This window comes from Devosia sp. XGJD_8 (assembly GCF_046614475.1).
Classification (GTDB): Bacteria; Pseudomonadota; Alphaproteobacteria; order Rhizobiales; family Devosiaceae; genus Devosia.
In genome coordinates this window covers 1,078,289-1,102,199 of sequence record NZ_JBKJHF010000001.1, presented here as the reverse complement: position 1 = coordinate 1,102,199, position 23,911 = coordinate 1,078,289, and the positions used below count along the sequence as shown (strand labels likewise).

Annotated in this window: 21 protein-coding genes and 1 tRNA gene; 7 read left to right on the top strand and 15 right to left on the bottom strand. The window is 65.5% G+C overall.

Annotated elements, in window-relative coordinates; all coding sequences use genetic code 11:
* Positions 1-66 precede the first annotated feature (66 nt).
* The 4 genes from ACLI1C_RS05120 to ACLI1C_RS05105 all read right to left on the bottom strand — a co-directional run bounded on the left by ACLI1C_RS05120 (position 67) and on the right by ACLI1C_RS05105 (position 4,575).
* On the bottom strand, positions 67-1,041 hold the full coding sequence (locus ACLI1C_RS05120) for a bifunctional riboflavin kinase/FAD synthetase (protein ID WP_411395780.1): 975 nt from the start codon (positions 1,039-1,041) through the stop codon (positions 67-69).
* Positions 1,042-1,045: 4 nt separating this feature from the next.
* A complete protein-coding gene (locus ACLI1C_RS05115; RefSeq protein ID WP_411395779.1) occupies positions 1,046-1,912 on the bottom strand; it encodes a TIGR01459 family HAD-type hydrolase in 867 nt (288 codons plus the stop codon).
* 115 nt (positions 1,913-2,027) lie between these two features.
* Positions 2,028-3,257, bottom strand: coding sequence for an EAL domain-containing protein (locus tag ACLI1C_RS05110; protein WP_411395778.1), 1,230 nt, complete (start codon positions 3,255-3,257; stop codon positions 2,028-2,030).
* A gap of 112 nt (positions 3,258-3,369) precedes the next feature.
* Positions 3,370-4,575, bottom strand: coding sequence for an ROK family transcriptional regulator (locus ACLI1C_RS05105; protein WP_411395777.1), 1,206 nt, complete (start codon positions 4,573-4,575; stop codon positions 3,370-3,372).
* Between the two features lie 187 nt (positions 4,576-4,762).
* On the opposite strand from ACLI1C_RS05105, the gene ACLI1C_RS05100 reads away from it, so the two are divergent.
* Positions 4,763-6,190 (top strand): sigma 54-interacting transcriptional regulator, encoded by a 1,428-nt coding sequence (locus ACLI1C_RS05100; protein WP_411395776.1) that lies wholly within the window; start codon positions 4,763-4,765, stop codon positions 6,188-6,190.
* On the opposite strand, the gene ACLI1C_RS05095 is transcribed toward ACLI1C_RS05100, so the two are convergent.
* The 3 genes from ACLI1C_RS05095 to ACLI1C_RS05085 all read right to left on the bottom strand — a co-directional run bounded on the left by ACLI1C_RS05095 (position 6,187) and on the right by ACLI1C_RS05085 (position 8,375).
* A complete protein-coding gene (locus ACLI1C_RS05095; RefSeq protein ID WP_411395775.1) occupies positions 6,187-7,152 on the bottom strand; it encodes a DMT family transporter in 966 nt (321 codons plus the stop codon). The two genes, ACLI1C_RS05100 and ACLI1C_RS05095, sit on opposite strands and share 4 nt — an antisense overlap.
* Positions 7,153-7,194: 42 nt before the next feature.
* The gene (locus ACLI1C_RS05090) at positions 7,195-7,386 is read right to left on the bottom strand and encodes a hypothetical protein (protein ID WP_411395774.1); all 192 of its coding nucleotides are present in this window, start codon (positions 7,384-7,386) and stop codon (positions 7,195-7,197) included.
* 626 nt (positions 7,387-8,012) lie between these two features.
* Positions 8,013-8,375, bottom strand: a complete 363-nt coding sequence (locus tag ACLI1C_RS05085) for a DUF427 domain-containing protein (RefSeq protein ID WP_411395773.1) — start codon at positions 8,373-8,375, stop codon at positions 8,013-8,015.
* Between the two features lie 180 nt (positions 8,376-8,555).
* On the opposite strand from ACLI1C_RS05085, the gene groES reads away from it, so the two are divergent.
* The 3 genes from groES (at position 8,556) to ACLI1C_RS05070 (ending at position 10,907) form a co-directional block, all read left to right on the top strand.
* Complete coding sequence (gene groES, locus ACLI1C_RS05080; protein ID WP_332691199.1) at positions 8,556-8,846, top strand: co-chaperone GroES; 291 nt, start codon at positions 8,556-8,558, stop codon at positions 8,844-8,846.
* Positions 8,847-8,897: 51 nt separating this feature from the next.
* Positions 8,898-10,538 (top strand): chaperonin GroEL, encoded by a 1,641-nt coding sequence (gene groL / locus ACLI1C_RS05075; protein WP_411395772.1) that lies wholly within the window; start codon positions 8,898-8,900, stop codon positions 10,536-10,538.
* A gap of 135 nt (positions 10,539-10,673) precedes the next feature.
* Positions 10,674-10,907 carry a BrnA antitoxin family protein gene (locus ACLI1C_RS05070; protein WP_411395771.1) on the top strand — a complete coding sequence of 78 codons (234 nt, stop codon included), beginning with the start codon at positions 10,674-10,676 and terminating at the stop codon, positions 10,905-10,907.
* Between the two features lie 3 nt (positions 10,908-10,910).
* Here the strand turns inward: ACLI1C_RS05070 and ACLI1C_RS05065 are convergent, their stop codons facing one another.
* The 7 genes from ACLI1C_RS05065 to ACLI1C_RS05035 form a co-directional block, all read right to left on the bottom strand.
* The gene (locus tag ACLI1C_RS05065) at positions 10,911-11,657 is read right to left on the bottom strand and encodes a TSUP family transporter (protein ID WP_411395770.1); all 747 of its coding nucleotides are present in this window, start codon (positions 11,655-11,657) and stop codon (positions 10,911-10,913) included.
* A 13-nt stretch (positions 11,658-11,670) separates the two neighbouring features.
* Positions 11,671-12,867 (bottom strand): glycosyltransferase family 2 protein, encoded by a 1,197-nt coding sequence (locus ACLI1C_RS05060; RefSeq protein WP_411395769.1) that lies wholly within the window; start codon positions 12,865-12,867, stop codon positions 11,671-11,673.
* A 57-nt stretch (positions 12,868-12,924) separates the two neighbouring features.
* On the bottom strand, positions 12,925-13,638 hold the full coding sequence (gene hisG / locus ACLI1C_RS05055; protein WP_411395767.1) for an ATP phosphoribosyltransferase: 714 nt from the start codon (positions 13,636-13,638) through the stop codon (positions 12,925-12,927).
* Complete coding sequence (locus ACLI1C_RS05050; RefSeq protein WP_411395765.1) at positions 13,635-14,699, bottom strand: ATP phosphoribosyltransferase regulatory subunit; 1,065 nt, start codon at positions 14,697-14,699, stop codon at positions 13,635-13,637. Before ACLI1C_RS05050 ends, hisG begins: the two co-directional genes overlap by 4 nt.
* Before the next feature lie 64 nt (positions 14,700-14,763).
* On the bottom strand, positions 14,764-16,260 hold the full coding sequence (gene hisS, locus ACLI1C_RS05045) for a histidine--tRNA ligase (protein WP_411395764.1): 1,497 nt from the start codon (positions 16,258-16,260) through the stop codon (positions 14,764-14,766).
* Positions 16,261-16,768: 508 nt separating this feature from the next.
* Positions 16,769-17,029, bottom strand: a complete 261-nt coding sequence (locus ACLI1C_RS05040; RefSeq protein ID WP_411395763.1) for a hypothetical protein — start codon at positions 17,027-17,029, stop codon at positions 16,769-16,771.
* A 357-nt stretch (positions 17,030-17,386) separates the two neighbouring features.
* Entirely contained in the window at positions 17,387-18,010 is a 624-nt protein-coding gene (locus ACLI1C_RS05035) for a DNA-3-methyladenine glycosylase I (RefSeq protein ID WP_411395762.1), read from the bottom strand.
* Positions 18,011-18,206: 196 nt separating this feature from the next.
* On the opposite strand from ACLI1C_RS05035, the gene ACLI1C_RS05030 reads away from it, so the two are divergent.
* Both ACLI1C_RS05030 and ACLI1C_RS05025 read left to right on the top strand, forming a co-directional pair.
* On the top strand, positions 18,207-18,830 hold the full coding sequence (locus ACLI1C_RS05030) for a L,D-transpeptidase (RefSeq protein WP_411395761.1): 624 nt from the start codon (positions 18,207-18,209) through the stop codon (positions 18,828-18,830).
* Between the two features lie 65 nt (positions 18,831-18,895).
* Positions 18,896-20,896 (top strand): ubiquitin-activating E1 FCCH domain-containing protein, encoded by a 2,001-nt coding sequence (locus ACLI1C_RS05025; RefSeq protein ID WP_411395760.1) that lies wholly within the window; start codon positions 18,896-18,898, stop codon positions 20,894-20,896.
* Between the two features lie 18 nt (positions 20,897-20,914).
* On the opposite strand, the gene ACLI1C_RS05020 is transcribed toward ACLI1C_RS05025, so the two are convergent.
* Positions 20,915-20,991, bottom strand: a tRNA-His gene (locus ACLI1C_RS05020).
* A gap of 274 nt (positions 20,992-21,265) precedes the next feature.
* Between ACLI1C_RS05020 and ACLI1C_RS05015 the strand changes: the two genes are divergently transcribed.
* Positions 21,266-23,827, top strand: a complete 2,562-nt coding sequence (locus tag ACLI1C_RS05015; RefSeq protein WP_411395759.1) for a histidine kinase dimerization/phospho-acceptor domain-containing protein — start codon at positions 21,266-21,268, stop codon at positions 23,825-23,827.
* The last annotated feature ends 84 nt before the right edge of the window (positions 23,828-23,911 follow it).

Here is a 23,911-nt window from a genome sequence, read left to right as displayed (position 1 = left end):
TGCGCGTGAGGCTCCCCTCTCCACCACGCTTCGCGTGGTCCCCCTCTCCCGTGAACGGGAGAGGAGCTACCCCACAAATCCCAGTTTCGCATCCAGCTCGCCGAGCGGCCGGGCAGCGGCCAGTGCGGCGCGCGCCTTGCGGCTGTCGCGGTCCATGGCGGCGATGAGTTCATCGAGCCCGGAAAACACTTCCTGGCCGCGGATATGGTCGACCAGCGCCACGGTGATGGTCTGGCCGTAAATGTCTTCGTCGAAATCGAACAGATGCGTCTCGAAGGGCGGGCGCTGGTTGTCGAACATGGGCTTGCCATAGGCCGCCACGCCATCGAACAGGCGATCGCCCAGGCGGGCGCGCACGGCGTAGACGCCCTGGGCGAGCTGGAAATTGGCGTGGGTCATCGTGTTGGCAGTAGGGTAACCCAGCTCCCTGCCCCGCTGGTCGCCCTTGACCACGCAGCCATCGAAAAACCAGTGATAGCCCAGCAGGCGATTGGCGGCAGTGACCGCGCCTTCCGACAAGGCGGCGCGGATGCGCGAGGAGGAAATGACCTCGTCGCCCTCATCCATCAGGTCGAGCGTTTCCACGGCAAAGCCCTGCGCCTCGCCAGCGGCCTTGAGGAAGGTCGGCGTGCCGCGCCGCTGGCGGCCGAAATGGAAGTCGGCGCCGACGATGACGCCGGTGACGCCCAGGGCATCGATCAGGAAGCGCGAGACGAAATCCTCGGCCTCGATCTGGGAGAAGGCGCGGTCGAAATTGAGGATGGCAATGGCGTCGAGCCCCAGCGCCTCGGCCAGCCGCGCCTTGGCCTTGCCGTCGGTGAGGCGGAACATGAAGGGCGCCGGCGCGAAGACGTCGCGCGGATGCGGCTCGAAGGTCAGCATGATGGCGGGCACACCCGCCTCGGCCGCGCGGGCCTTGAGCTTCGCCAGCACGGTGCGATGGCCACGATGGACGCCATCGAAATTGCCGATGGCCACATAGGCGCCGCGCAAGGCAGCAGGGACAGTGTCGAGGCCGTCGAGGCGGGTGAAACCGGCCATCGAATTACCAGGTCAGGCGCGGCAGGAAGCCGGCCATGTGGGCGCGGCTGGGCGCGACCAGATCGGCAATGGCCTGCGGGTCGGGCTTGCCGAAGGCGTCGAGCTCGGCCGCATGGATGGAGCCGGTGACAAAGAGCAGGTCGATGCCGAACTGGGCCGCGCCGGTGGCGTCGGTGCGCACGCTGTCGCCGATGGCCAGCACCCGGTCCTTGTCGAGCGGCCGGCCGGCGGCCACTTCGGCGAGGCGGAAGGCCTCTTCATAGATGGGCTGATAGGGCTTGCCCGCCATCAGCACCATGCCGCCCATGGCGGCGTAGAGATCGCCCAGAGCGCCGCCGCAATAGATGATCTTGTCGCCATGCTCGACCACGCGGTCGGGATTGGCGCAGATCATCGGCAGCTTGCGGCTCAGCCAGTGCCGGGCACGCTCGCGATACATTTCGGGGGTGTCGTCGTCGGTATCGAGATCGGTCACGACGACCACCTCTGCCTCGTCGGCGCCGGCGCGGCGCACGCCGAGGCCCTCATAGAGCGCATCGTCCTCGGTCGCGGGGCCGACATGGTGGATGGCCCTGCCGCTATATTTGGCGATCATGGTGCGCGTGGCGTCGCCCGAGGAGACAATGGCGTCATAGGCGTCGCGGTGAACACCGAGCCGGTCCAGCATCTCGATGATGGGGCCGGAGGGACGCGGGGCATTGGTGATGAACACCACCTTGCCGCCCGCCTTGCGGAACTCGGCCAGCGCCTGGACCGCGGAGGGAAAGGCCTCGACCCCGTTGTGCACGACACCCCACACGTCGCTGAGCACTGCGTCATAGCGGACGGCAAGATCGGCGAGGCCGGAGATGGAAGGCAGCGGGCTGGTCATCGTGATATTCCGATGCGGACAGGATGGGGGTTCTATGTGGCAGCTTGGCCCTCGGGATCAAGTGGAAACCGCGATGTGCCTGCAGCGGGAGAGGTTCAATGCAGCCCGTGGGCGCCTAGAGTTCGGCGCGTCGCAACTGCACGGTCTGGCGGGATGGCTCGGCCATCAGCTCGGGCCGGGCCGGGCCAGGCGCGGCGATATGCGGGCCCTGGACCAGCAGGATGCCATCTTCCAGCAGCTCGACGATCTGGCTTTCATTGGCAATGCCGGTGGCCAGCAGCTTGATGTCGAAACGCCCGACATAGTTGGCGATGTCGGAGGCATGGAAATCGGTAAAGACTTCCGGCTCATCGATGAAGCGGGCCGCGTCGATGCGCAGCGAGCGTACGCCCTGGGCGGCCATTTCGGCCACATCGACGCGCAGCGAGCGGACATTGGTGATGGAAAAGCCGGCGCCTTTCTTGACGATGGCATCGGCGATGGCGCGTTCGCCGGTGGTCAGGCCCAGCCAGTCAGTCTCGCTGATGGCAAAGATCAGATTGGCGGCGATGGCGCGATTGGCTTCGAGCGAAACGAGCAACTGTTCGGAGGCCATCGAATCGCCAAGCGTGGCGCGCGACAGCGGGATGTAGAGCGTCACCGGCTGGCCGCCGGTCCGGGCGCGGCGGCAGATGGTGATGGCTTCGACCAGACCAATCCCCTCGATCTGGCGCAATGCATCCTCGCCGCCGCGGCGGGGCATGAAATCGGCGCGGTCGGCCAGTTCGCCCCCTTCCTGGATCATGCGGGGCACAAGGTCATAGCCCTGCGGGCGGCGCTGGGGCAGCGTTACCACGGGCTGGACATGATGGATCAACCGGCCTTCGTCCAGTGCCTGGCGCAGGCGATCGAGCGGGATGGTCGGCTCGGGTTCGCGCACGGGCGGCGGGGCGGCGGCGGCGATCATGCGCTCGCGCGTGGCGGGCGCCGGCTTGCGGGTGCGATCCTCGATTTCGGCAACGGCCTCGGCCACCTGGCGGATCACGGTGCCCAGCACTGAAATATCGGCCTCGACACCCTCGAGGCGCGCACCGGCATTGATATCGGCCATGGCATTGATGCGCTGGCCCAGCACGGCGCCGGCCTGGGCATCGGTAGCGAGCAGGCGCGACAGATCCTCGATGGCCTTTTCCAGCCGGTTCTCGGCGCGCTGGCGCAGGGTGCGCTCGAGCAGCACGACACAGACGCAGCCGAACACCACGGCGGCCAGGATGGCATCGGCCGGGGTGAAGGTCAGCCCGAAATAGGCGGCAGCGCCGACGGCGACAGCAGCAAGGGCGATGAACGTGTAGACCAATGCCTGCACGGGCGGACCTCAGACCCTTCTCGAAAACCGGGATTCGGCCCATTCCTCATAGCATTGCGCAAGAGCAGGCAAAAGCGCGCAACCTGCGCTCTCCCAAGCCTATTTCGCCGCTTCAGGTGGCAAAGAGATTCCAGGCCCGCGAGAAATAGCGCCGGAACAGCATCATCTGCGCCGCGCCGGTCGCGGCCGCCGCGCCGCCGAGATGGCCCATGGCAACCACCGGCCGCTCGCCATAGACCGGCAGCAGCGCCAGGTAATGGGTGACCCGGTCGACCAGCTGGCGCACCACCGCGCGGGGCATGATGCCGTCGATGACGATCAGATCAAGCTCGATCACGGCGCGCGTGCTCACCACGGCCGTAGCCAGCGCCCGGCCCGCATCGTCGAGCCAGGCCTCGGCCACCGGCTCAAGGGCAGACCAGTCCCAGTTCAGCGGATTGCCCGGCGGCAGCCGGCGGCCGGCCTGTTCCAGCCGCTGCTGCAGCGCGACCATGGACGCAATATTGTAGACGCCGGTGGGTTGGCCATTGGCGTCGGGCACCATGATGGCACCCAGATTGGCGGCATTGCCGGTCCGCCCTTCCCACACGGTGCCTTCATTGGCGATGCCGGCGCCGACATAGGTGCCGATATGGAAGGCCGCAAAGCCCATCGGCCGCGGGCTTTTGAGGGCGAGCCACTCGCTCCAGCAGGCGGCGCTGCCATCGTTGATCCAGAAAGCATCGAGGCCCGTGCGGCCGGCTAGCCTGCGGGCAATATCGACGCCGCGCCAGCGCTCCGCATGGCCGATGGGGGCGCCGAGGCGCTCGACATTGTTTTCCATGTGGCTGGGGCTGGCGACGCCGATGCCGGTGAGGCGGCTGGTCTGGATGTCGCTCATGCCGGCGCGGAGCGTGGCGATCTCGGCGCTGACTTCCTCAAAGATCGTGTCGACATCGGGATAGTCGTAGCTGCGGCGGATGCTCGCCAGGGTCTTGCCCGACATGGCCAGCAGCAGCACCTCGAAATGGCGCCAGCCGATTTCGACGCCTATGACATAGGCGCCGTCGGGATTGAGAAACAGCGGCGTGGCCGGCTGACCGCGGCGGCCGCGCAGCACCTCGCCGCGCATGACCAGTTCGCGCGCCTCCAGGTCGGCGACGATGCGCGAGGTGGTCTGCGGCCCCAGGCCCGACAGGCGGGCCAGCTCGGCGTTGGAGGCGCCGGCATTCATGGCGATCAGCGTCAGCACGGCGCGCTCATTGGCAATGCGGACACCGGACTGTGCGAATCCGCGCGCCAGCGGCTCATGAACATTGGCGGGAGAAAAGTTCTGCATGGCGGCAGACTTAATAGGCAGACTGCTTGGCGAGCAAGCGGCAAGTCTGTGGCCCCATTGTGCAAATTGCGACGATCCGGAACGGATTATTTACCCTGTTGGGGAACAATCGCCAGAACACCGGGGAAGCCGCGGCGGCGGCAGACAACCGGCATAGTGATTTATCCCAACGCAAGGACTGGGCCGCATGGCGATGCACACTCGAAGCGACGGCGAGCCATTTGGTCGGCTATTGCTGATCGACGGCGACGATGCTGGCGCGCCGCTGGTGGCAGAGACGCTTACCCAAAGCCTGGGCGGCAGCCTGCGCATCACCGTTGCGGCGGGCGGGCGGCACGCGGCCGAACTGCTGCGCGATACGGGCTTTGATATCGTCCTGGCGGACCTGTCGAGCCTGCACGACCTCAGCGAACGCAGCGATGATGCCGTGGGGCGCCTCGTGCGGCTGGCCGATGGCGCGCTGGTCGTGGCGCTGTCCGATGGCGCCTCGGTATCGGCTGCGGTCGGCGCCATGCGCGCCGGAGCGCATGATTATGTGGTCAAGCCGGTCAGCGGCCCGGCCATGGCGGCCCGCATCGGCGAACTGGCGCAGCGCCACGGCAAGGCAAGGGCGCTGAGCATCGAGCCGCGCAATGCCGGCCGAGCCGATTTTGCCGGCTTCATCGGCGCCTCGAGCGCCATGCAGTTCGTCTATGAGCAGATCGGCCGCATCGCAACCTCGTCGGCGCCGGTCTTCATCACCGGGGAAAGCGGCACCGGCAAGGATGTCTGCGCCGAGGCCCTGCATGCCGAGGGGCCGCGCTTTGGCAAGCGCCTCGTGGCGATCAACTGCGCGGCGATTCCGCGCGACCTGATGGAAAGCGAACTGTTCGGCGTGGCGCGCGGCGCCTTCACCGGCGCGCATGAGGACCGCAAGGGCGCGGCCGAGCTGGCCGATGGCGGCACGCTGTTCCTCGACGAAATCGGCGAGATGGACCTCTCCCTGCAGTCCAAGCTGTTGCGGTTCCTGCAGACCGGCACGCTGAGCCGTGTCGGCGAATCAGGCGTGCGGCATGTCGATGTGCGCGTGATCTGCGCCACCAACCGCAATCCGATGCAGCTCATTACCGAGAAGAGGTTCCGCGAGGATCTGTTCTATCGGCTGCATGTGCTGCCGATCCACCTGCCGCCGCTGCGGCAGCGGCCGACCGACATCATGGTGCTCGCCCGCCACTTCCTGGCGCTATACGCCGCCGAGGAACACAAGCGTTTCAGCGGCTTCTCCCCGGAAGTAGCGAGCCTGCTGACCTCGGCGGAATGGCCCGGCAATGTGCGCCAGCTGCAGAACCTGGTGCGCCGGTTGGTGGTGATGTGCGACGGCGGCGAAATCACCATGCCCATGCTCAGCGCCGCCGATATCGAATCGCGTGGCGTCGTCGCCGCATCCGAGCCGACGCCGCGGGCAGAGCGGCGCCAGCCCATCCTGCCCATGTGGCAGCAGGAGCAGCGCATTATCGAGGACGCCATTGCCAGCTTCGGCGGCAATGTCTCGCTGGCCGCCGCCGCCCTCGAAATCAGCCCCTCCACCATCTACCGCAAGCGACAGGGCTGGGCCGAGATGGCCGCGGCAAGCTAGGGCGTGTTGGCCTCGCGGGCCTTGACGCGGTCGAGGCCCAGATAGTGTTCGCGCAGGATCACGGCGATGCCGGAGGCGACGATGATCGTGGCGCCGAAAATCATGCTGAGCGTGGGGACTTCGGCAAAGACCACGAGGCCCAGGATGATGGTCAGGATCAGCGAGACATATTCGAAGGGCGCGATCACCGACATGTCGGCATAGCGGTAACAGGAGGTCAGCAGCAGCTGGCCGATGCCGCCGGCAAATCCGGCCACGATCAGCAGCAGCCATTGCCCGGGGTCGGGCCAGACCCAGCCGAATGGGATGGTGAGCAGCGAGAGCAGCGTCGCGCAGATGAAGAAGTAGATCACGATGGCTTCGGTGCGCTCGGTCTGCACCAGCTTGCGCACCTGCATCATGGCAAAGGCCGAGAATATCGCCGCGACGAAGCAGGCTATGGCGCCAACCGTCGCGGCATCGCCCAGGGCATCCCCGCCGGAAAACACGGTCAGGCGCGGCCAGAGGATGATGACGACGCCGACAAGGCCGACCAGCACGGCCGTCCAGCGGAATACATGCACGCGCTCCTTGAGCAGCAAGGCGCTGAACACGACGATCAGCAGCGGCGTGGCATAGCTGATGGCGGTTGTTTCGGGCAGCGGCAGCCGGGTCAGGGCAAAAAAGCCCAGCCCCATGGCGGACACGCCGATAAACGCCCGGAGCACGTGTCCCCAGGGGTTGCGTGTATGCAGTGCACTGGTCAATTGCCGGCGCCAGGCGAGATAGAACACCACCGGCAGAATGGCGAAAAAGCAGCGGAAGAAGACCAGCTCGCCCGCCGGAACCGTCTCGGTGGCCTTGAGCAGCGTGGCCATGACCACGAAACAGCAGACCGACAGCACCTTGAGGACAATGCCGCGCAACGGCCCGCCCGCATATTGCGCAGGGCTGGTCGGGTGGGCCGGCTTGGGACTGGTCACGAGGCTCTCGATGCTGGGCGGGCACCGCCCGGCAGAACTGCGTCAGCTCTTGGCGGTTTCGAGCTTTTCCTTGGCGATGCGCGCAGTGGCGAATGCCTTATGCTCGGGGCCGACAGCACTGCCGGTCTTGACGACCTTGCCGGCCGCGTCGTGGATTTCCCAATGCCAGTTTGCATTTGGGCCGCTGCCGCCCTTGAGGCGCAGCTTGATCTGAAGGGTGTTGTCCTGGGTCATGTGTGCCTTATGGCGCAGCTTGGCGCGGCGTGGAAGGGGAAAAGTGGCGAAACAGCATTGGCGGAGCTCTGAGGGCGATCCCGCGGTGTCACTCCGGCCCTCAGCCGTGGCCTTCCAGGAGACGTGCCGCAGCGGCAGGGTGGATCGGTGCTCGACCGACGCAAATCGGAATGGTCCCGGAGCAAGGCCGGGATGACATCAGGTGTGGTGGCATGGTGCCGTCTCCACCTGCCGATCGAGGTTTGAAGGCAGAGGTGTTTCAGTCGACACCCTCCCCCTTGCAGGGGGATCAAGGGTGGGAGGTCGTTGGCCGAACTCAGCCCTTCGTCGCTCTTCCCCCACTTATCCCCGCCCGCAAAACCTGTGGCACAATTATCGCCATCACTCCGCACGGGCGGCCTGCAGGCGAACAGTGGCGGGGTGAGCCGGGCGCGGGTTTTGCCTCTCGCGCAGGTTCGAGACCTGGCCGCAGCATGGCGAGCGATCATGCTGCGCGATAACCGGGACTGTTCCAAAAACCGGCACCCCGAGGCGGCTGTCGTCTCGTTTTTTAATTTCCAGAGGCGATAGGCGCCTCGGGGTCCGTCCATCATGAAAACCGCGTCAGAGGCGGCGTCTTGGCACGCCTAGACGTCGGAGTAGCGATATTCGATGCGGTCGCCGCGGAAGGCGAGGTGATCGCGGATCGGTTCAACCAGGGGGCATGGATCGGGATAGTACCAGGCCTGGTCCGGGCCGTCGGCAGTGAGTGTCTTGAGTGTGTAGTAATGCGCCTCGCCCTTGTAGGGACAGGTTGTGCGGGTCTCGGAGAGCTCGAGGATGTCCTCCCGCACATCCTCGCGCGGCAGGTAGATGCGCAATGGCTCGCCCGGTTCGTGGACTTCCAGCGCGTTCAGCGAACTGCCGATTTCGGCGTCGTCGAACACTACATGGACCCGGCCCTTGGCGGGGTTGATCTTGATATCCTTGTCCAGACATTGACGCGTCATGTTGTCCTGCCAGTGATGAGATTGAAGCCTGCGGAGACAACGCGCGAGAGGAAAGCGGGTTCACCCGACCTTGACTCCGCACAGGCCCAGCCATATATCCCCGTCACCCTGTTAGCACTCTACAATCGTGAGTGCTAACAGTGCGAAATTGCATTTCAGCTTGATGCCATAGGAGCAATCATGAGCTTCCGTCCCCTGCACGACCGCGTGGTCGTCCGTCGTCTCGACAGCGAAGAAAAGACCAAAGGCGGGATCATCATTCCCGACACCGCCAAGGAAAAGCCCTCCGAGGGCGTGATTGTTGCCGTGGGCCCGGGCGCCCGCGACGAAGATGGCAAGTACATCACCCCCGACGTGAAGGCCGGCGACCGCGTGCTGTTTGGCAAGTGGAGCGGCACCGAGGTCAAGGTCGACGGTGAAGACCTGCTGATCATGAAGGAATCCGACATCATGGGCATCATCGAAGGCTGATCGCCTTCTTCGATCCCATTCGTTTCCATTACACTTTAAGGAGCGCCTCACATGGCTGCCAAAGAAGTAAAGTTCTCCACCGAAGCCCGCGACAAGATGCTGCGCGGCGTCAACATCCTGGCCAATGCGGTCAAGGTGACCCTCGGCCCAAAGGGTCGTAACGTCGTCATCGAAAAGTCGTTCGGCGCCCCGCGCATCACCAAGGACGGCGTCACCGTCGCCAAGGAAATCGAACTGGAAGACAAGTTCGAGAACCTGGGCGCCCAGCTGCTGCGTTCGGTCGCCTCCAAGACCAACGACATTGCCGGTGACGGCACCACCACCGCGACCGTGCTCGGCCAGGCCATCGTCGTCGAAGGCGTCAAGGCTGTTGCCGCCGGCTTCAACCCGATGGATCTCAAGCGCGGTATCGACCTCGCTGTCGAAGAAGTCGTCGCTTCGCTCAAGGCCGCTTCGTCCAAGATCAAGTCGTCTTCGGAAGTCGCTCAGGTCGGCACCATCTCGGCCAACGGCGAATCCGCCATCGGCGACATGATTGCCGAAGCCATGCAGAAGGTCGGCAACGAGGGTGTCATCACCGTCGAGGAAGCCAAGACCGCCGAGACCGAACTCGATGTCGTTGAAGGCATGCAGTTCGACCGCGGCTACCTCTCGCCCTACTTCGTGACCAATGCCGAGAAGATGACTGCCGTGCTCGAGGATCCCGTGATCCTGCTGCACGAGAAGAAGCTCAGCAACCTCCAGGCCATCCTGCCGATTCTGGAATCGGTCGTGCAGTCGCAGCGCCCGCTGCTGATCATTGCCGAAGACATTGAAGGTGAGGCTCTCGCGACCCTCGTCGTCAACCGTCTGCGTGGCGGCCTCAAGGTCGCTGCCGTCAAGGCTCCGGGCTTCGGCGATCGCCGCAAGGCCATGCTGGAAGACATCGCCATCCTGACCGGTGGCCAGGTCATCTCGGAAGATCTCGGCATCAAGCTCGAGAACGTGACCATCGACATGCTGGGCACTGCCAAGCGCGTCGAAATCACCAAGGAAAACACCACGATCGTGGATGGCGCCGGTTCGGCCGAAGACATCCAGGGCCGCGTTGGCCAGATCAAGGCGCAGATCGAAGAGACCACTTCGGACTACGACAAGGAAAAGCTGCAGGAACGTCTGGCCAAGCTGGCCGGTGGCGTTGCGGTGATCAAGGTCGGCGGCTCGACGGAAGTCGAAGTCAAGGAGCGCAAGGACCGCGTCGACGACGCGCTGAACGCAACCCGCGCCGCCGTTGAAGAAGGCATCGTTGCTGGTGGTGGCGTGGCCCTGCTGCGCGCTTCGAGCAACATGAAGGTCAAGGGCGCCAACGCCGACCAGGACGCTGGCATTGCCATCGTCAAGCGCGCTCTGCAGGAGCCCGTGCGCACGATCGCCAACAATGCCGGTGCCGAAGGCTCCGTGGTCGTGGGCAAGATCCTCGAGAACAGCTCGATCACCTTCGGCTACAATGCCGCAACCGGTGAATATGGCGATCTCGTCGCCCTGGGTGTCATCGACCCGGTGAAGGTGGTTCGCACCGCCCTGCAGGACGCGGCTTCGGTTGCTTCGCTGCTGATCACCACGGAAGCCCTCATCGTCGAGGCTCCCAAGGACGCAGCACCGGCAATGCCGGGCGGCGGCGGCATGGGCGGCATGGGTGGCATGGACTTCTAAGAAGTCCGACCCGAAAGCTTTGGAGTTCGTTTCTTCCCAGTCACGAACTTCACGAGAAAGGCGCAGTGGAAACACTGCGCCTTTTTCTCGTCGACGCAGGGCGCTAGACTGGATGGATCACCCAGTGAGGATTCGATGCGGACACCCCGACGTGGCAGCGCCTATGACCAGGCGGAGGCTGCCTTCAAGAGCGTAACCAGCAAGCCGGCGGAGGCGCCGCGCAAGCCGGTCGCCGCGCCGGAGGGCCGAGAGATGGTGACGCTGCGGCTCGACCGCGCCGTGCTGGAGCATTTCCAGGATGAGGGCCCCGGCTGGCAGGAGCGCATCAACGCCGCCCTGCGCGCGGCCGCCGGGCTCGACCCGGCCTGACGATCAGAAAAACAGCAGCCGCAAGGCCAGCGCGATCGACACCACGACCACCACGGGCCGGATAACCCTGGCCCCGTAGCGGATGCTGGTGCGCGCGCCGATATAGCCGCCAACCACCTGCCCGACGGCCATGGCAATGGCCGCCGGCCAGACAACGTCACCGGCGGGGATGAAGATCGCCAGCGCCGCCAGGTTGGAAGTGAGGTTGAGGACCTTGGTATTGCCCGAAGCGCGCGTCAGGCCCAGGCCGAACAGCATGACAAAACCGATGGTGAGGAACGAGCCGGTGCCCGGGCCGAAAACGCCGTCGTAAAAGCCAATGGCAAAACCCATTACCGGGACGAACAGGCCGAAGGGCAGACGGGCGGCCTTGTCGGCGTCCGACAGGTTGGGCGCAAACAGGAAATAGAGCGCGATGCCGATCAGCGCGACAGGCACGGCGATCTCAAGCAGGCCGACATCGAGCTGGCGCACGACCAGGGCACCCGACAGGCTGCCGGCAAAAGTCAACAGCACGGCGGGCAGCAGGGCGCGCAGCGAGACATAGCCGCGCCGCCAGAAAGTGAGCGCCGCCATGGCCGTGCCGATCGACCCCTGCAGCTTGTTGGTGGCAAGCGCCGCCACGGGCGGCAGCCCGACCGAAAGCAAGGCCGGCAGCGCAATCATGCCGCCGCCGCCGGCGATGGCGTCGACGAAACCGGCCAGCATGCCAACGGCCGCCAGGGCCAGCAGAATGATAGGATCGAGCATAATATCCTGATGGTCAGGGATTGGGCTGGGGCGGCGGCGCCTCGGCGACGCGCCGCTCATAGATCGGGATATTGATCATCGAGGACATGAAGCCGCTCATCATCAGCTGAAAGCCGGTGACCAGCGCCGTCATGGCCAGGATGACCGGGCGCATGGTGCGGCTGGCATTGAGCGGGCCGAAATCGCGGAGGGCCCATTGATTGACGCCCCAGACCAGGGCGGCGAGGCCTACCAGCATGAGGGCAATGGCGATGAGCAGGATGCGCTCGAGCGTGAGGGCCTCAAGCAGGCGGTCATAATGGCCGGAGCGCGGGATGAAGCCATAGCGGGAGGCAAAGCGGCGGCCGATGATGGCAAAGGAAATCGACTGCAGGCCGACGATGATGCAGAGCGCGGCGACGAGGAAGGTATGCACATCGAAAGAGACGTCGCCGATGCGGAATGGCCCCGGCAGGAGAACGGCGCCGACCAGCAGACCCAGCCCGAGCAGCGCGATGCCGGGATAGAGGAACAGCCAGCGCGGCGAGAACAGCAGCAGGAAGCGCAGATGGCGCCAGCCATCGCGGAACGAGCGCAGATGCGGTGGACGGGAGCGACCGTCCTTGGCGAGGGTCGTGGGCACTTCGCGCAGATCGAGATGCGCCAGCGTGGCCTTGACCACCATTTCGGAGGCGAATTCCATGCCCGTGGTGCGCAGGTTGAGACCCAGCACGGCGGCGCGGGAGAAGCCGCGCAGGCCGCAATGGAAATCGCCGATGGGGGTGCGGAAGAACAGCCGACCGACGGAGCTCAGCACCGGATTGCCGATATAGCGGTGATGCCAGGGCATGGCTCCGGGCGCGATGCCGCCGGCAAAGCGATTGCCCATGACAAGATCGGCGCCGTCGCGCAGCTGGGCGACGAAGGCATCGAGCTTGGCAAAGTCGTAGCTGTCGTCGGCGTCGCCCATGATGACGAAGCGGCCGCGGGCTGCTTCGATGCCGCCGGCCAGAGCGGCGCCATAGCCGCGCTGATCGACCGGCACGACACGGGCGCCCAAGCCCTCGGCGATCTGGCGGGAGCCATCGGTCGAGCCGTTGTCGGCGATGACGATCTCGCCGGCGATGCCGGTGCGATCAAGAAAGCCCTGCGCCTTGCGGATGCAGGTCGCCAGCGTCTCTGCCTCGTTGAGGCAGGGCATGAGAATGGTCAGTTCGAGTTCGTCGGCCACGTGGTCCCCCCGGCCAGAATGCTGCTTGTGCCGTGAATCGGGGCGCTATGGCAATTCTCAGCTGTCGAGTCTGGCGGACAGGCCAAGGTGGTCGAGAAAGCCGGTCAGCCGGGCCGTCCTCGTCTTCGACCATTTCGCGGTACGCGAGACGATAAGGCAGGCCTGGCTCTGCAGCATCACGCCATCTTCGAGCACACGCAGTCCATTGGCCGCGAGGGTGGAGCCGGTGGTGGTGATGTCGACCACGATATCGGCAACGCCCGATGCCGGAGCCGCCTCGGTGGCGCCAAGGCTCTCGACGGTGCGGTATTCGGCAATGCCGGCGCTGGCGAAATGCTGGCGGGTGATGGTGATGTATTTGGTGGCGATCCGCATCCAGCGACCGTGGCGGCTTCGGAAATCGGAGGCGACGTCGGCCAGGTCGTGCATGTGGGTGACGTCGATCCAAGCCTCGGGCACGGCGACCACGACATCGGCATTGCCGAAGCCGAGCTGGCCGGCGATGGAGACGCTGGCCGGGCCGCTTTCACTGGTTTCGTGAATCAGATCGAGACCGGTGACGCCCACATCAATGCTGCCGCGAATGAGTTCGCGGGCAATCTCGGAGGCCGGGAAGAAGCGCACGGTGATGTCGGGCATGCCCTCTATGGCGCCGAGATAGGAGCGCGCGCCGCCCGGGCGGGTGATGGTCATGCCCCGGGCCGCGAACCACTCGCGGGTCAGTTCTTCAAGGCGCCCCTTGGAGGGCACGGCAAGGGTAATGCCGGTCATGGGCGGACCTCCGCTTCCAGCCGATCGACCCAGACCGAGCACCCGGAGGCGGCGATGGGCGCGGTGGCGCCGAGCCGCTCGAGCAGGCGGTCATACTGGCCGCCGGAGGCAAGGATTTCGCCGCTGGGTCCAGTCATTTCGAAGACGATGCCGGTATAGTAATCGAGGCGTGGGGAGAAGCTGGCGTCGAAAGTGACGCGGGCTTCGCCGAGACCATTGAGGTGGCGGCGGATGGCGCGGATGGGCGCGCCGAGCATCAGCTTGTGCTCGGCCGCCAGCGCCTCGACCCGGGTCAGCGCCTGCAATACCGGCCCCGAAATGGCGAGATAATCGCGCAGCAGCTTCAGCGTCCTGGGCGGGACCTGCGCCGCATCGAGAGCCTGCTGCTCGAGATAGCGGTCGGCGATTTCCTCGGGGGAGCGGCCCTCGGACAGGCTGAGGCCGGCGGCCACCATCTGTTCGGTGACCGACTCGACCAGGGCCTTGCGGCTGGGCTGCTTTTCGCGCGCCGCATCGGGCGCTGCCTCGAGCCGGCTCAGGAGACGATCGAGCGCCTCCGTATGGCCGAAGCGGTTGCGAATGCGCGGGCGCCAGGCGTCGGGCATATCGGCCTGGGCCAGGAGGCCCTCGAAGAGGCCAACGCCGCCAAGGCGGATATCGGGTGCGACGCCGAAAATGGAGAGGGAGGCGCGGGCAAAGGTCAGCACCTGGTCGAGCGCCACATCGCCATCGGGCTGGGCGAGCAGTTCAATGCCGGCCTGGTCGAACTCGGCGGCGCCGGTTTCGCGCTGGCGGAAGATGGGGCCGAGATAGGAGAAGGCGGCCGGTCGGCCGACGCCGTCGGCGATATAGGCAGTGACGATGGGCAGGGTGAAATCGGGACGCAGGCAGTATTCGGCGCCCGTCGCGTCGGTGGTCAGCAGCAGGCGGCGGCCAAACTCCTCGCCGGCGAGATCGAAATAGGGATCGGCGCTCAGCAACAAAGGCGGCGTGGCGCGCGTGGCGCCCTGGGCTTCGACCAGCGCCTCGAGATTGGCACGGCGGAGGGCGGCGCCGGTCATGGGAAGTGTTCCTTGACCGGGGGAGAGGTGAAGGCGGCCCGACCCAAGATGCGTGCGATAGCGTTCATTGCTCGCTCAGCAGCTTCTGGACGGCGGCGACGAGTTCGTCGCGCCTGATCTCGAACTGGCCGGGGCGGGCGGCTTTCCATTCGGCGTTGTCGGTGATGGCGGCGGCGGCCTGCTTGCCGGCGATCAGGTCCTTGATCTGCAGGATACCCTGCTCGCGCTCCTGGCTGCCTTCGATGATCACGACGGGCGAATTGCGCTTGTCGGCATAGGCGACCTGCTTGCCGAAATTCTTCGTGTTGCCGAGGAACATTTCGGCGCGGATGCCGGCATTGCGGAGTTCGGCGACCATGGCCTGGTAGCGGGCCATCTGCTCCTTGTCCATGACGAGGACGACCACAGGGCCGACTGGCTCGGTGGCGCCGAGATTGCCCGTGAGCTTGAGCGCATTGGCGAGACGGGAGACGCCGATGGAGAAGCCGGTGGCCGGCACCGGCTCGCGGCGGAAGCGGGAGACGAGGCCATCATAGCGACCACCGCCACCGACCGAGCCGAAGACGACGTCCTGGCCCTTTTCATTCTGCACCTTGAAGGTCAGCTCGATCTCAAAGACCGGGCCGGTATAATATTCGAGGCCACGGACGACGGAGGGGTCGAGCACGACGCGCGAGCCGAAGCCGGCCGCGCTGACGAGGCCAAAGATGGAGGCGAGTTCCTGCACGCCCGCAAGGCCGGCTTCGGAGCCGCCGATGAGGCCTGCCAGCGTGTTGATGGTGGCGACGACATGGGCATTGCTGCCCTTTTCGACGCCTGCAGCGGGCGTGCCGCTGTCGATATAGGCGAGCAGGGGTTCGATCTGGTCGGGCGAGAGGCCGGCGCCCTTGGTGAAGTCGCCGCTCTCATCCTTGCGGCCGGCGCCGAGCAGGAGCTTGACGCCTTCAGTGCCGAACTTGTCGAGCTTGTCGATGGCGCGCAGCACGGTGAGCTTCTGCTCGTCGGTCGTGACGCCGGCGGTGGCGAGCACGCCGTCAAGCACCTTGCGGTTGTTGACGCGGACCACATACTGGCCCTCAAGCCCCAGCGCATCCATGACGTCGGCCATCATCATGCACATCTCGGCGTCGGCTTCGGGGCCCCCCGCCCCAACCGTATCGGCGTCGAACTGCATGAACTGGCGGAAGCGGCCCGGGCCGGGCTTTTCGTTGCGGAAGACATAGCCCTGGCGATAGGAGCGGTAGGGCTTGGGCAGGGTCTCGAAATTCTCGGCAAAGTAGCGGGCGAGCGGCGCAGTGAGGTCGTAGCGCAGGCTCATCCACTGCTCGTCGTCGTCCTGCAGGGAGAAGACGCCGGCATTGGGCCGGTCGGTATCGGGCAGGAACTTGCCGAGGGTCTCGGTATATTCGAACAGGGGCGTTTCGACCGGATCGAAACCATAGCGCTCATAGACTTTCCTGATCTTGTCGATCATGGCGCCCACCGCGGCGATTTCGCCGGGCGTGCGGTCCTCGAAGCCGCGCGGCAGACGCGGGGCGATCAGCTTGGTCTTTTCGGTCATCTGGCAGTTCCTGGAAGTCGCGCCGTTGTTAGCGGATCGGGGTTGTGGAGACAACAGGCGCGCCAACGCGCCCATCCGGCTTTCACCCGCGGGTTGGAGACAGGCGACCCAGAGGCGGCCCGACTTGGGGGAGACCAGGCATCCCGGCCTCCCCTGCCCCTATAGTCCGGGCCGCCACATGGGTGGCGGGACCTGGGGATTGTCCGATGGCTCTGGCCAATACACCGGACGGGTATCGGGCGGCAGACCCATATCGGCGCGCAGCCTGGCCGGCAGATCGTCCGGTATGCGAGGTCGGTTGAACCAGGCAACGACGGCAAGCCGGAGAACGGCGAGGAGACCGCGTTGGTGAACGGCCCTCGTGACGTAGAATTCCAGGCGCAGGGCAACGCTGCCCTCTTTGAGTAGGTCATAGGACATTGTGGTATCCGGCGACGCGCACGCCGACCGGCCTTCTGATGTGGGTGGACGAGGGGGAGGCGGACCGAAGCCCAGCCACCCCCGCCGTTTACATGCTGGGCCTTCGCAGCGGATCGGGAATGCCCGAACGCATGGGGATGTCGGTCCAGTGGGCAGCGTTTGCGCGCGACGGCAGGCCGACATCGGCCCGAAGGTCGTCAGGCAGATCCGACGGTACCCGGGGACGGCTCCACCAGGCGGAGATGGCTGCGCCGAGCACGGCGAAGAGACCACGCTGGTGGACGGCGTCAGCGATGGAGAATTCGAGGCGCAGAACGACGCTGCCCTCGGGAAGGCTCTGATAGGTCATGATGGTTTCCGGGCGCGCCAAGACGCGAACCGGCCTCTGTTGGGGTTTGAGATGAGATGGAATCGGGGGCGCAAGGCGACCCGGTTTCAGCACATCACGGTCTGGTGGCTAGGAAAGTGTCCACGGCTGGTGAGCCGGGCGACGCAGGCGACGGAGCTCTAGGCTCGGCCGAGATGTCGCGGATTGGGACCCTGGCGGAGTACGAACATGACTGTCATGTAGCTGCCTCCCTCAGGTTGGCGGTTGTGGACAATTCGCTTCTAGCTCGCGATTCCGTGATCTGCAAGAACAGATGTGGCGGGATGACGCAGGCAGCCCGCATTGTTGCGCAATCGCAACAGGTTGGGCGGGGGCTGTCTAGCGCGGTCGCACCAGGGCGTTGCGCTCCGCCTCGACCTCGTCGCGGCAAAAGCAGGTCTCGGCGTGGTCATTGACGAGGCCCATGGCCTGCATAAAGGCGTAGCAGGTGGTGGGACCGACAAAGTTGAAATCGCGCTTGCGCAAATCCTTGCTGAGGGCGCGGGAGGCGTCGGTCTGGGCGAGCAGGCGCAGCGCATCCCAGCTCAGATCGTCGGGGCGATGTTCGGGGCGGGTTTCGAAGCGCCAGAAATAGGCGGCCAGCGAGCCGAACTCCTGCTGCAGTTCCAAAGCCCGCCTGGCATTGTTGATGGTGGCCGCGATCTTGCCGCGATGGCGGATGATGCCGGTGTCCTGCAGCAGGCGCTTGATATCATCCTCGGTCATGGCGGCAACCCTGGCAATGTCAAAGCCGTGGAAGACCTCGCGAAAGCGTTCGCGCTTGCGCAGGATGGTGATCCAGGAGAGGCCGGACTGGAAGCCTTCAAGGCAGATCTTTTCGAACAGGCGCGTATCGGCGGTGACCGGCCGGCCCCATTCGCGGTCATGATAGTGCCGGTAGAGGGGATCGTCGCCCGCCCAGGGGCAACGCGGCAGACCATCGGGCACGGCAGCAATCGACATGGGCAGGCTCCTTGACGCGGACAATCCATAAACCGGCGCTGGCGCAAAGGGAATCCGCTTCCGACCAGGGCCTTAGCATTCCGCTAACCATCAGGGCGATCAATGGCTTAACCATGCCAATTCACCCCATATTGGCCCTTCTGCGGCACTCTTGCAGCCAAGCCGGCATTGGCCGGCAGGACAGATGGACGCTGCCATGATCGGAATGAAGACGGCCGGCAAGGGACTGCTGGCGCTAGTGATTACCCTATCGAGCCTGGTGCCGGCATCGGCACAGGGGTTGCAGCCGGGCTGGCGTTTTGCACCGCCGCCGGGCGTGACCATCGTGCAGGGCAAGCCCAGGCATGCCTTGCAGCTGCAGGCCAATGCCCAGGTCAATCCGGTCTATCTGCGCCAGGTGGTGCAGTATCCGACCGGCGAGCGCAGCGGCACGATCGTGGTCGATACGCGCGCGCATTTTCTCTATTTCGTGCTCGGGGATGGCAGGGCGCTGCGCTATGGCATCGGCGTGGCCAAGAGCGGCTTTGAATGGAGCGGCACGCACCGGGTGACGCGCAAGGCGGAATGGCCCAGCTGGACGCCGCCGGCCGAAATGCTGCGGCGCAGGCCGGACCTGCCGCGCCATATGGTGGGCGGGCCGGACAATCCGCTGGGCGCGCGGGCGCTCTATCTGGGCTCGACGCTCTATCGCATCCACGGAACGACCGAGCCCTGGAGCATCGGGCAGAACGTGTCGTCCGGCTGCATCCGCATGACCAATGCCGACGTGATCGACCTTTATGGACGCGTCAAACTTAATAGCAAGGTAGTGGTCCTTTAATAAGGAATTTGCACCAGGATCGGGACGCTCCGCATCGGGGCAGACAACCTATGGGTGCCCGCGTCATGCATCGCTTTCTCTCATTGGTATCGCGCTTCGGGCGGGACGAGCGTGGCGTTTTCGCCGTGCTGTTCGGCCTGATGGCGATCGTGCTGATCGCGCTTGGCGGCGCGGTAGTGGACTATGTCTCGCTGGAGCAGGCGCGCAACCGCGGCCAGCTCGCGCTCGACGCCGCGGCCCTGGCGCTGCAGCCGGAGATCTTTGACGATACGCTGACGACCGAAGACATCCGCATCCGGGCTCGAGACCTTGTGGTGAACCGCATCGGCGACGACCGCATCACCATCACGGTTGGGACGCCCGTCATCAACACCGACCTGGGCTCGCTGTTCTTCACCGCCGATATGACGGTGCCGACGATCTTCGTCAGCCTGGTGGGTGTGCAGTCGTTGCCAGCCCGGATCCAGTCGGAGGTGCGGCGCGGGTCGCTGGATGTCGAAGTGGCCGTGGCTGTCGACATTACCGGTTCGATGAATGACCGCGTGCCTACCGGCAATGGCTGGGAGACCGAAGCCAAGATCGAGGCGCTGGAGCGCGCGCTGGGCGAACTGATTGACGTTGTCGTCAAGGACGAACAGGAACCGAGCTACTCCAAGATGGCCATCGTGCCCTATTCCATGGGTGTCAATGTCGGCGGCTATGCGGCGACCATTCGCGGCGCCGTCACCGCGCCTACGGCCATCACCAATGTGTCCTGGTCGACAGGGTCGGCCAAGACGATCACGGGCGCGACGAAACAAAATCCGGTGGTGATCACGTCGAACAACCACGGCTTTGCGAACGGCGACCGGGTGTACATCAACGGCGTGAGTGGCATGACGCAAATCAACAATGCCATCTTCACTGTGGCCAATGCCAACACCAATACCTTCCGGCTGCAAGGCGTGAACGGGACTTCCTATAGTACCCATTCGGGATCGACCGGCCGGGCGACCAAGTGCGTGGTGTCGACCTGCGAGCTGGTGGTGACTTCGGCGGGGCACGGCCTGTCTACCGGTGACAATGCCTTTATTTCGGGCGTCGTCGGCACCACTTCCGGTTCGATGAAGACCTATAGTCCTCCGGGTTGGCCCGTGCCAGGCTATGCGCGCTACGACAACAACCCGAATTTCGACAATGCCAACTACAATTGGGTCAATAACAACACCAACGGCATCAGCGACTATCGCTTTCTGGTCTGGAAGATCGGCACGGTCCTGTCGACGAGCAGCTTCGTTCTGCCCGGAACGTCGCGGGTCAACAAGGACTTCGGCACTTATGCCTCGGGCGGCACAGTGGCCTGCGTAACCGCGGGATGCCAATATTACCTGTTTCAAAACCGCTACAGCAACGGTGAAAGCTGGCGGCGCCATCCGATCAGCACCTGTGCCACCGAGCGCACCACCAATGGGCTGAACGATGCTTCGCCAGCCACAACGTTGCTTGGCCGCAACTATCCGACACCGGCCAATCCCTGCCCGAGCGTGACCATCCTGCCACTGACCGACAACAAGGCCGTGCTGCACGACCTCGCTGATGACCTGCCTGCGGCGGGCTCGACGGCCGGTCATCTGGGCATTGGCTGGGCATGGTATCTGGTGTCCCCCCGGTTCAATGGCCCCTGGCCCGCCGCCAGCCAGCCAGCCCCTGCGGACGAACCCAATGTGCTGCGGGCCGTGGTACTGATGACAGACGGGGCATTCAACACGTCCTATTGCAATGGCGTGATCAGCCAGATCTCCACCAGCGGCAGCGGTGACGAGAACAGCAAGATCAACTGCAGTCCTGCCAATGGGGACTCCTATACCCAGGCGGAGGCGCTGTGCGATGCGATGAAGGCGGCCGACCCCAGCGTGCGCGTCTATACCGTGGCGTTCGACGTGGGCGACATCCAGGGTGCGCAGGACGTGATGGCCAACTGCGCCACCGATTCTTCGCATGCCTTCGAGGCGACGACGGGCGGGGACCTCTCCGCCGTGTTCGCCCAGATCGGTGAAAACCTGGCCTATCTGCGGGTGACGCAATGATGGCGCGAGGGAGAGAAATGGTACCGCCTCCCCGGATTGAACGGGGGACCTCTAGATCCACAATCTAGCGCTCTAACCAACTGAGCTAAGGCGGCAAATGCTCTGCGAGGGATGGCGAAACGCTCGTCCCGAAAGCGGGCGGAACATAGGTCGAGAATTCCGGGATGACAAGCACCGATTTCGCGCGCGGCTGACAAGGGCAAGCCCATGGCCGACTTAACCATCCGGCCCGAAGGACAGGGACGCCTCCAGCGTTGCACTGGACCCTGCCGAGCGCAGCCTATATTGAAGAAACCTTAAGCTTCCCGCTGCGATTGTGCCGGAATGGCACGGATGCGACCGCATCGGGGACGGAGACAATAATCGTATATGGATGCCGACTGGATCACATCGCCAAGCGCCCCCCGCGTGCTGCAGCACGCCGGGGACTCGCGGCCGGCGTGGCTCTGGTCGCAGGACGGCCAGGCGCTGCTGTGGCAGAACGATGCCGCGCCGCTCTTCCTGGGCAAGCTCAAAAAGCATGGGCTGAAGCTGGCGCCGCCTGCCGTGCCGATCAAGGGACAGGTCGCGCGCAATATCCGGCTGGGATCGCCCGGGCGGACGAGCCTGGCCCGCATCCAGTTCATCGCCGGAGACAAGCCGGCCTCGGGCACCTGCGCTACTACGCCCCTGCCCTGGCAGGACGGGCAGACCGTACTGCTGGTCGTGGGTGTCGATCCGATCGCGCCGGACATTCTGGCCGCGGCTGAGAGCGAAGCGGACGCAGCAGCGCAAGAACCGGCAGACGTGATCAGCCCAGCAGAGACGGGGCCCATGGATTCGGATCTCGTGGCCGCGCAGGATGCGCTGGACGAGAGCGAGCATGCGGCGCCAGCCGAGGACGCAGTGCCGCCGCCTCCCGTCTCGGATGAGCATGCCTATGCGCAGGAGCTCGAGAACTGGCGCGAAGCCGAGCAGGATGGGGCTGCGGCGCTGGAGCCGGCCGCCGGCGAGACGGCCCCTGAAGCGGCAGACCAGGACAGTGGTGCCGAAGTGGAAACACCAACCGTCAGCCGGCTCAGCCAGCTGGTGGACCGGCTCGCGGCGGATGATGCGCTGTTCACGCCGCTGACTGATGCCGATGATCCCCCGCCCCAGCTGCCAGCGGTGCCGGAGGCCGGCGACCTGTTCCAGGTGACCGGGGCGGATGCTATGGCCGACGGTGCCGAGCAGGACGTGCCGGAAGCGGAACTGACCGATGCCGAGGCCGATCTGGGCGACCTTGCCGCACTGGACGCCGTTGCGGCGCCGCCCGAATCCGATGTCCCCGCCGACGACGGCGCGCAACAGGTCACCGAGGTCGTGGCCGAACTGGTGCCGCCGCCCGCCGCCGATGCCGAGGCGGTGGAGCGCGTGTCGCGTTACAATTTCGACGAGCTGGCGCGCATCCTCACCGATCGGGTGGGCGAGCCGGAGCCGGAGCCGGTGGCGCAACTGCCCAGGAAGGTCGAGGAGCCGGCCCGCACCGGGGCGCTGATCAATCTGGGCGGCGAGACCCTCGTGCTCAACCGGCTGCCGCTGGGCATACTGGTGTTCCGCGACCAGCAGGTGCTGTTCGCCAATCGGGCCATCACCGAAATGGTGGGCTACGATTCGGTGGAAAACCTGCGCGCGGCGGGTCTCGGTGCAGTCTTCCCCGCGGTGGGCGCCGAGGGCGAGGAAAGCGCAGGGCCGGTCAACCACCTGGTGCAGCGCGATGGTACGCTGGTGCCGGTGACGGCGCGGCTGCAGTCGATCTCCTGGCAGGGCCGCCCTGCCCTGATGCTGTCGGCCAGCACGACCGAGGTCCGGACCGGACACGAGGCCGCGGTGACGGCCTTTGCCCGCGCCTTTGCCGACAAGCGGGGCGATGGATTCTTCGAGGCGACGCGCGCCGGGGTGATCAGCGCCATCACGCCGCGCAGTGCCAGCCTGCTCAATGTCGAGGGCATGCTCGAGGGCAAGTCGCTGTCGACGCTGGTTGCCGGCACGGAGGTGGCGAGCCTGCGGGACTTCCTCGAACGTCCGGCCCGCTTTGCCGAAACCGAACGCCCGAGCCTCAGCCTGCGCTCGCTATCGGGCAGCGCCGAGATCGTGCTGTTCGCCCAGGGCCAGGCAGGCGTGATCACCGGCTATTTCGGCTTCGTGCGCGGGCGCGACGCGGCCCCGGCGCGGCTTGCGGCGGCGGCGGAGATCGATCCGGCGCTGTTGGCGCGGATCAGCCGCGGCGTGCGCCGGCCGCTCAACACCATTATCGGCTTTGCCGACCTGATCCGCTCGGAAGCCTTCGGCGCGCTGGAGAATGACCGCTACGAGGCCTATGCGCAGGATATTACCACGGCCGGCCAGGAGATTGCCGCGCTGGTGGACGAGCTGGACGACTATGCCCGGCTGCGCGATGGCCGTTACCTGCCGCAGCGCACCAGCATCGACCTGACGAGCCTGCTCGAAAGCTGCGTGGTTCGCATCCGCAAGCAGGCCAGCGGCGCCCGCGTGATCGTGCGCAATGCCATTTCGGAAAGCCTGCCGCGCGTTACCGCTGACCGCGCCTCGCTGGCGCAGGCCGTGCTGAACCTGCTGGCCAGCGCCATCGACCAGACGCCAAGCGGCGGCGGCGTGGTGATCTCGGCCCAGCTCGAGGATGACGGCGGCATCGCCATCCATGTGCGCGACAGCTCCACCAATGCCGTCGACATGGCCGAGCGCTTTGTGGTGTTCCGCGACGGCACCGGCCGCGATGGGCGGGCGATGGTCCCGGTCCGGTCCAGCATCGGGCTGGCGCTGACCCGGTCGCTGCTGGCGGTCAACGCCTTCTCACTCTCGGTCGACCCGGCCGGTGAACAGGGCATGCTGTTCACGCTGATCGTGCCGGCCGACCTGGTCGAGCGCGCCACGCCCGACGTCGCGGAGTGATGCGGGGTCTGCGCCGGTCTGCCGCAGGCAAAATAAGTGGATTGTCTCAATCAGCTAATAGACTGATTTCACTGGTATAAGTCA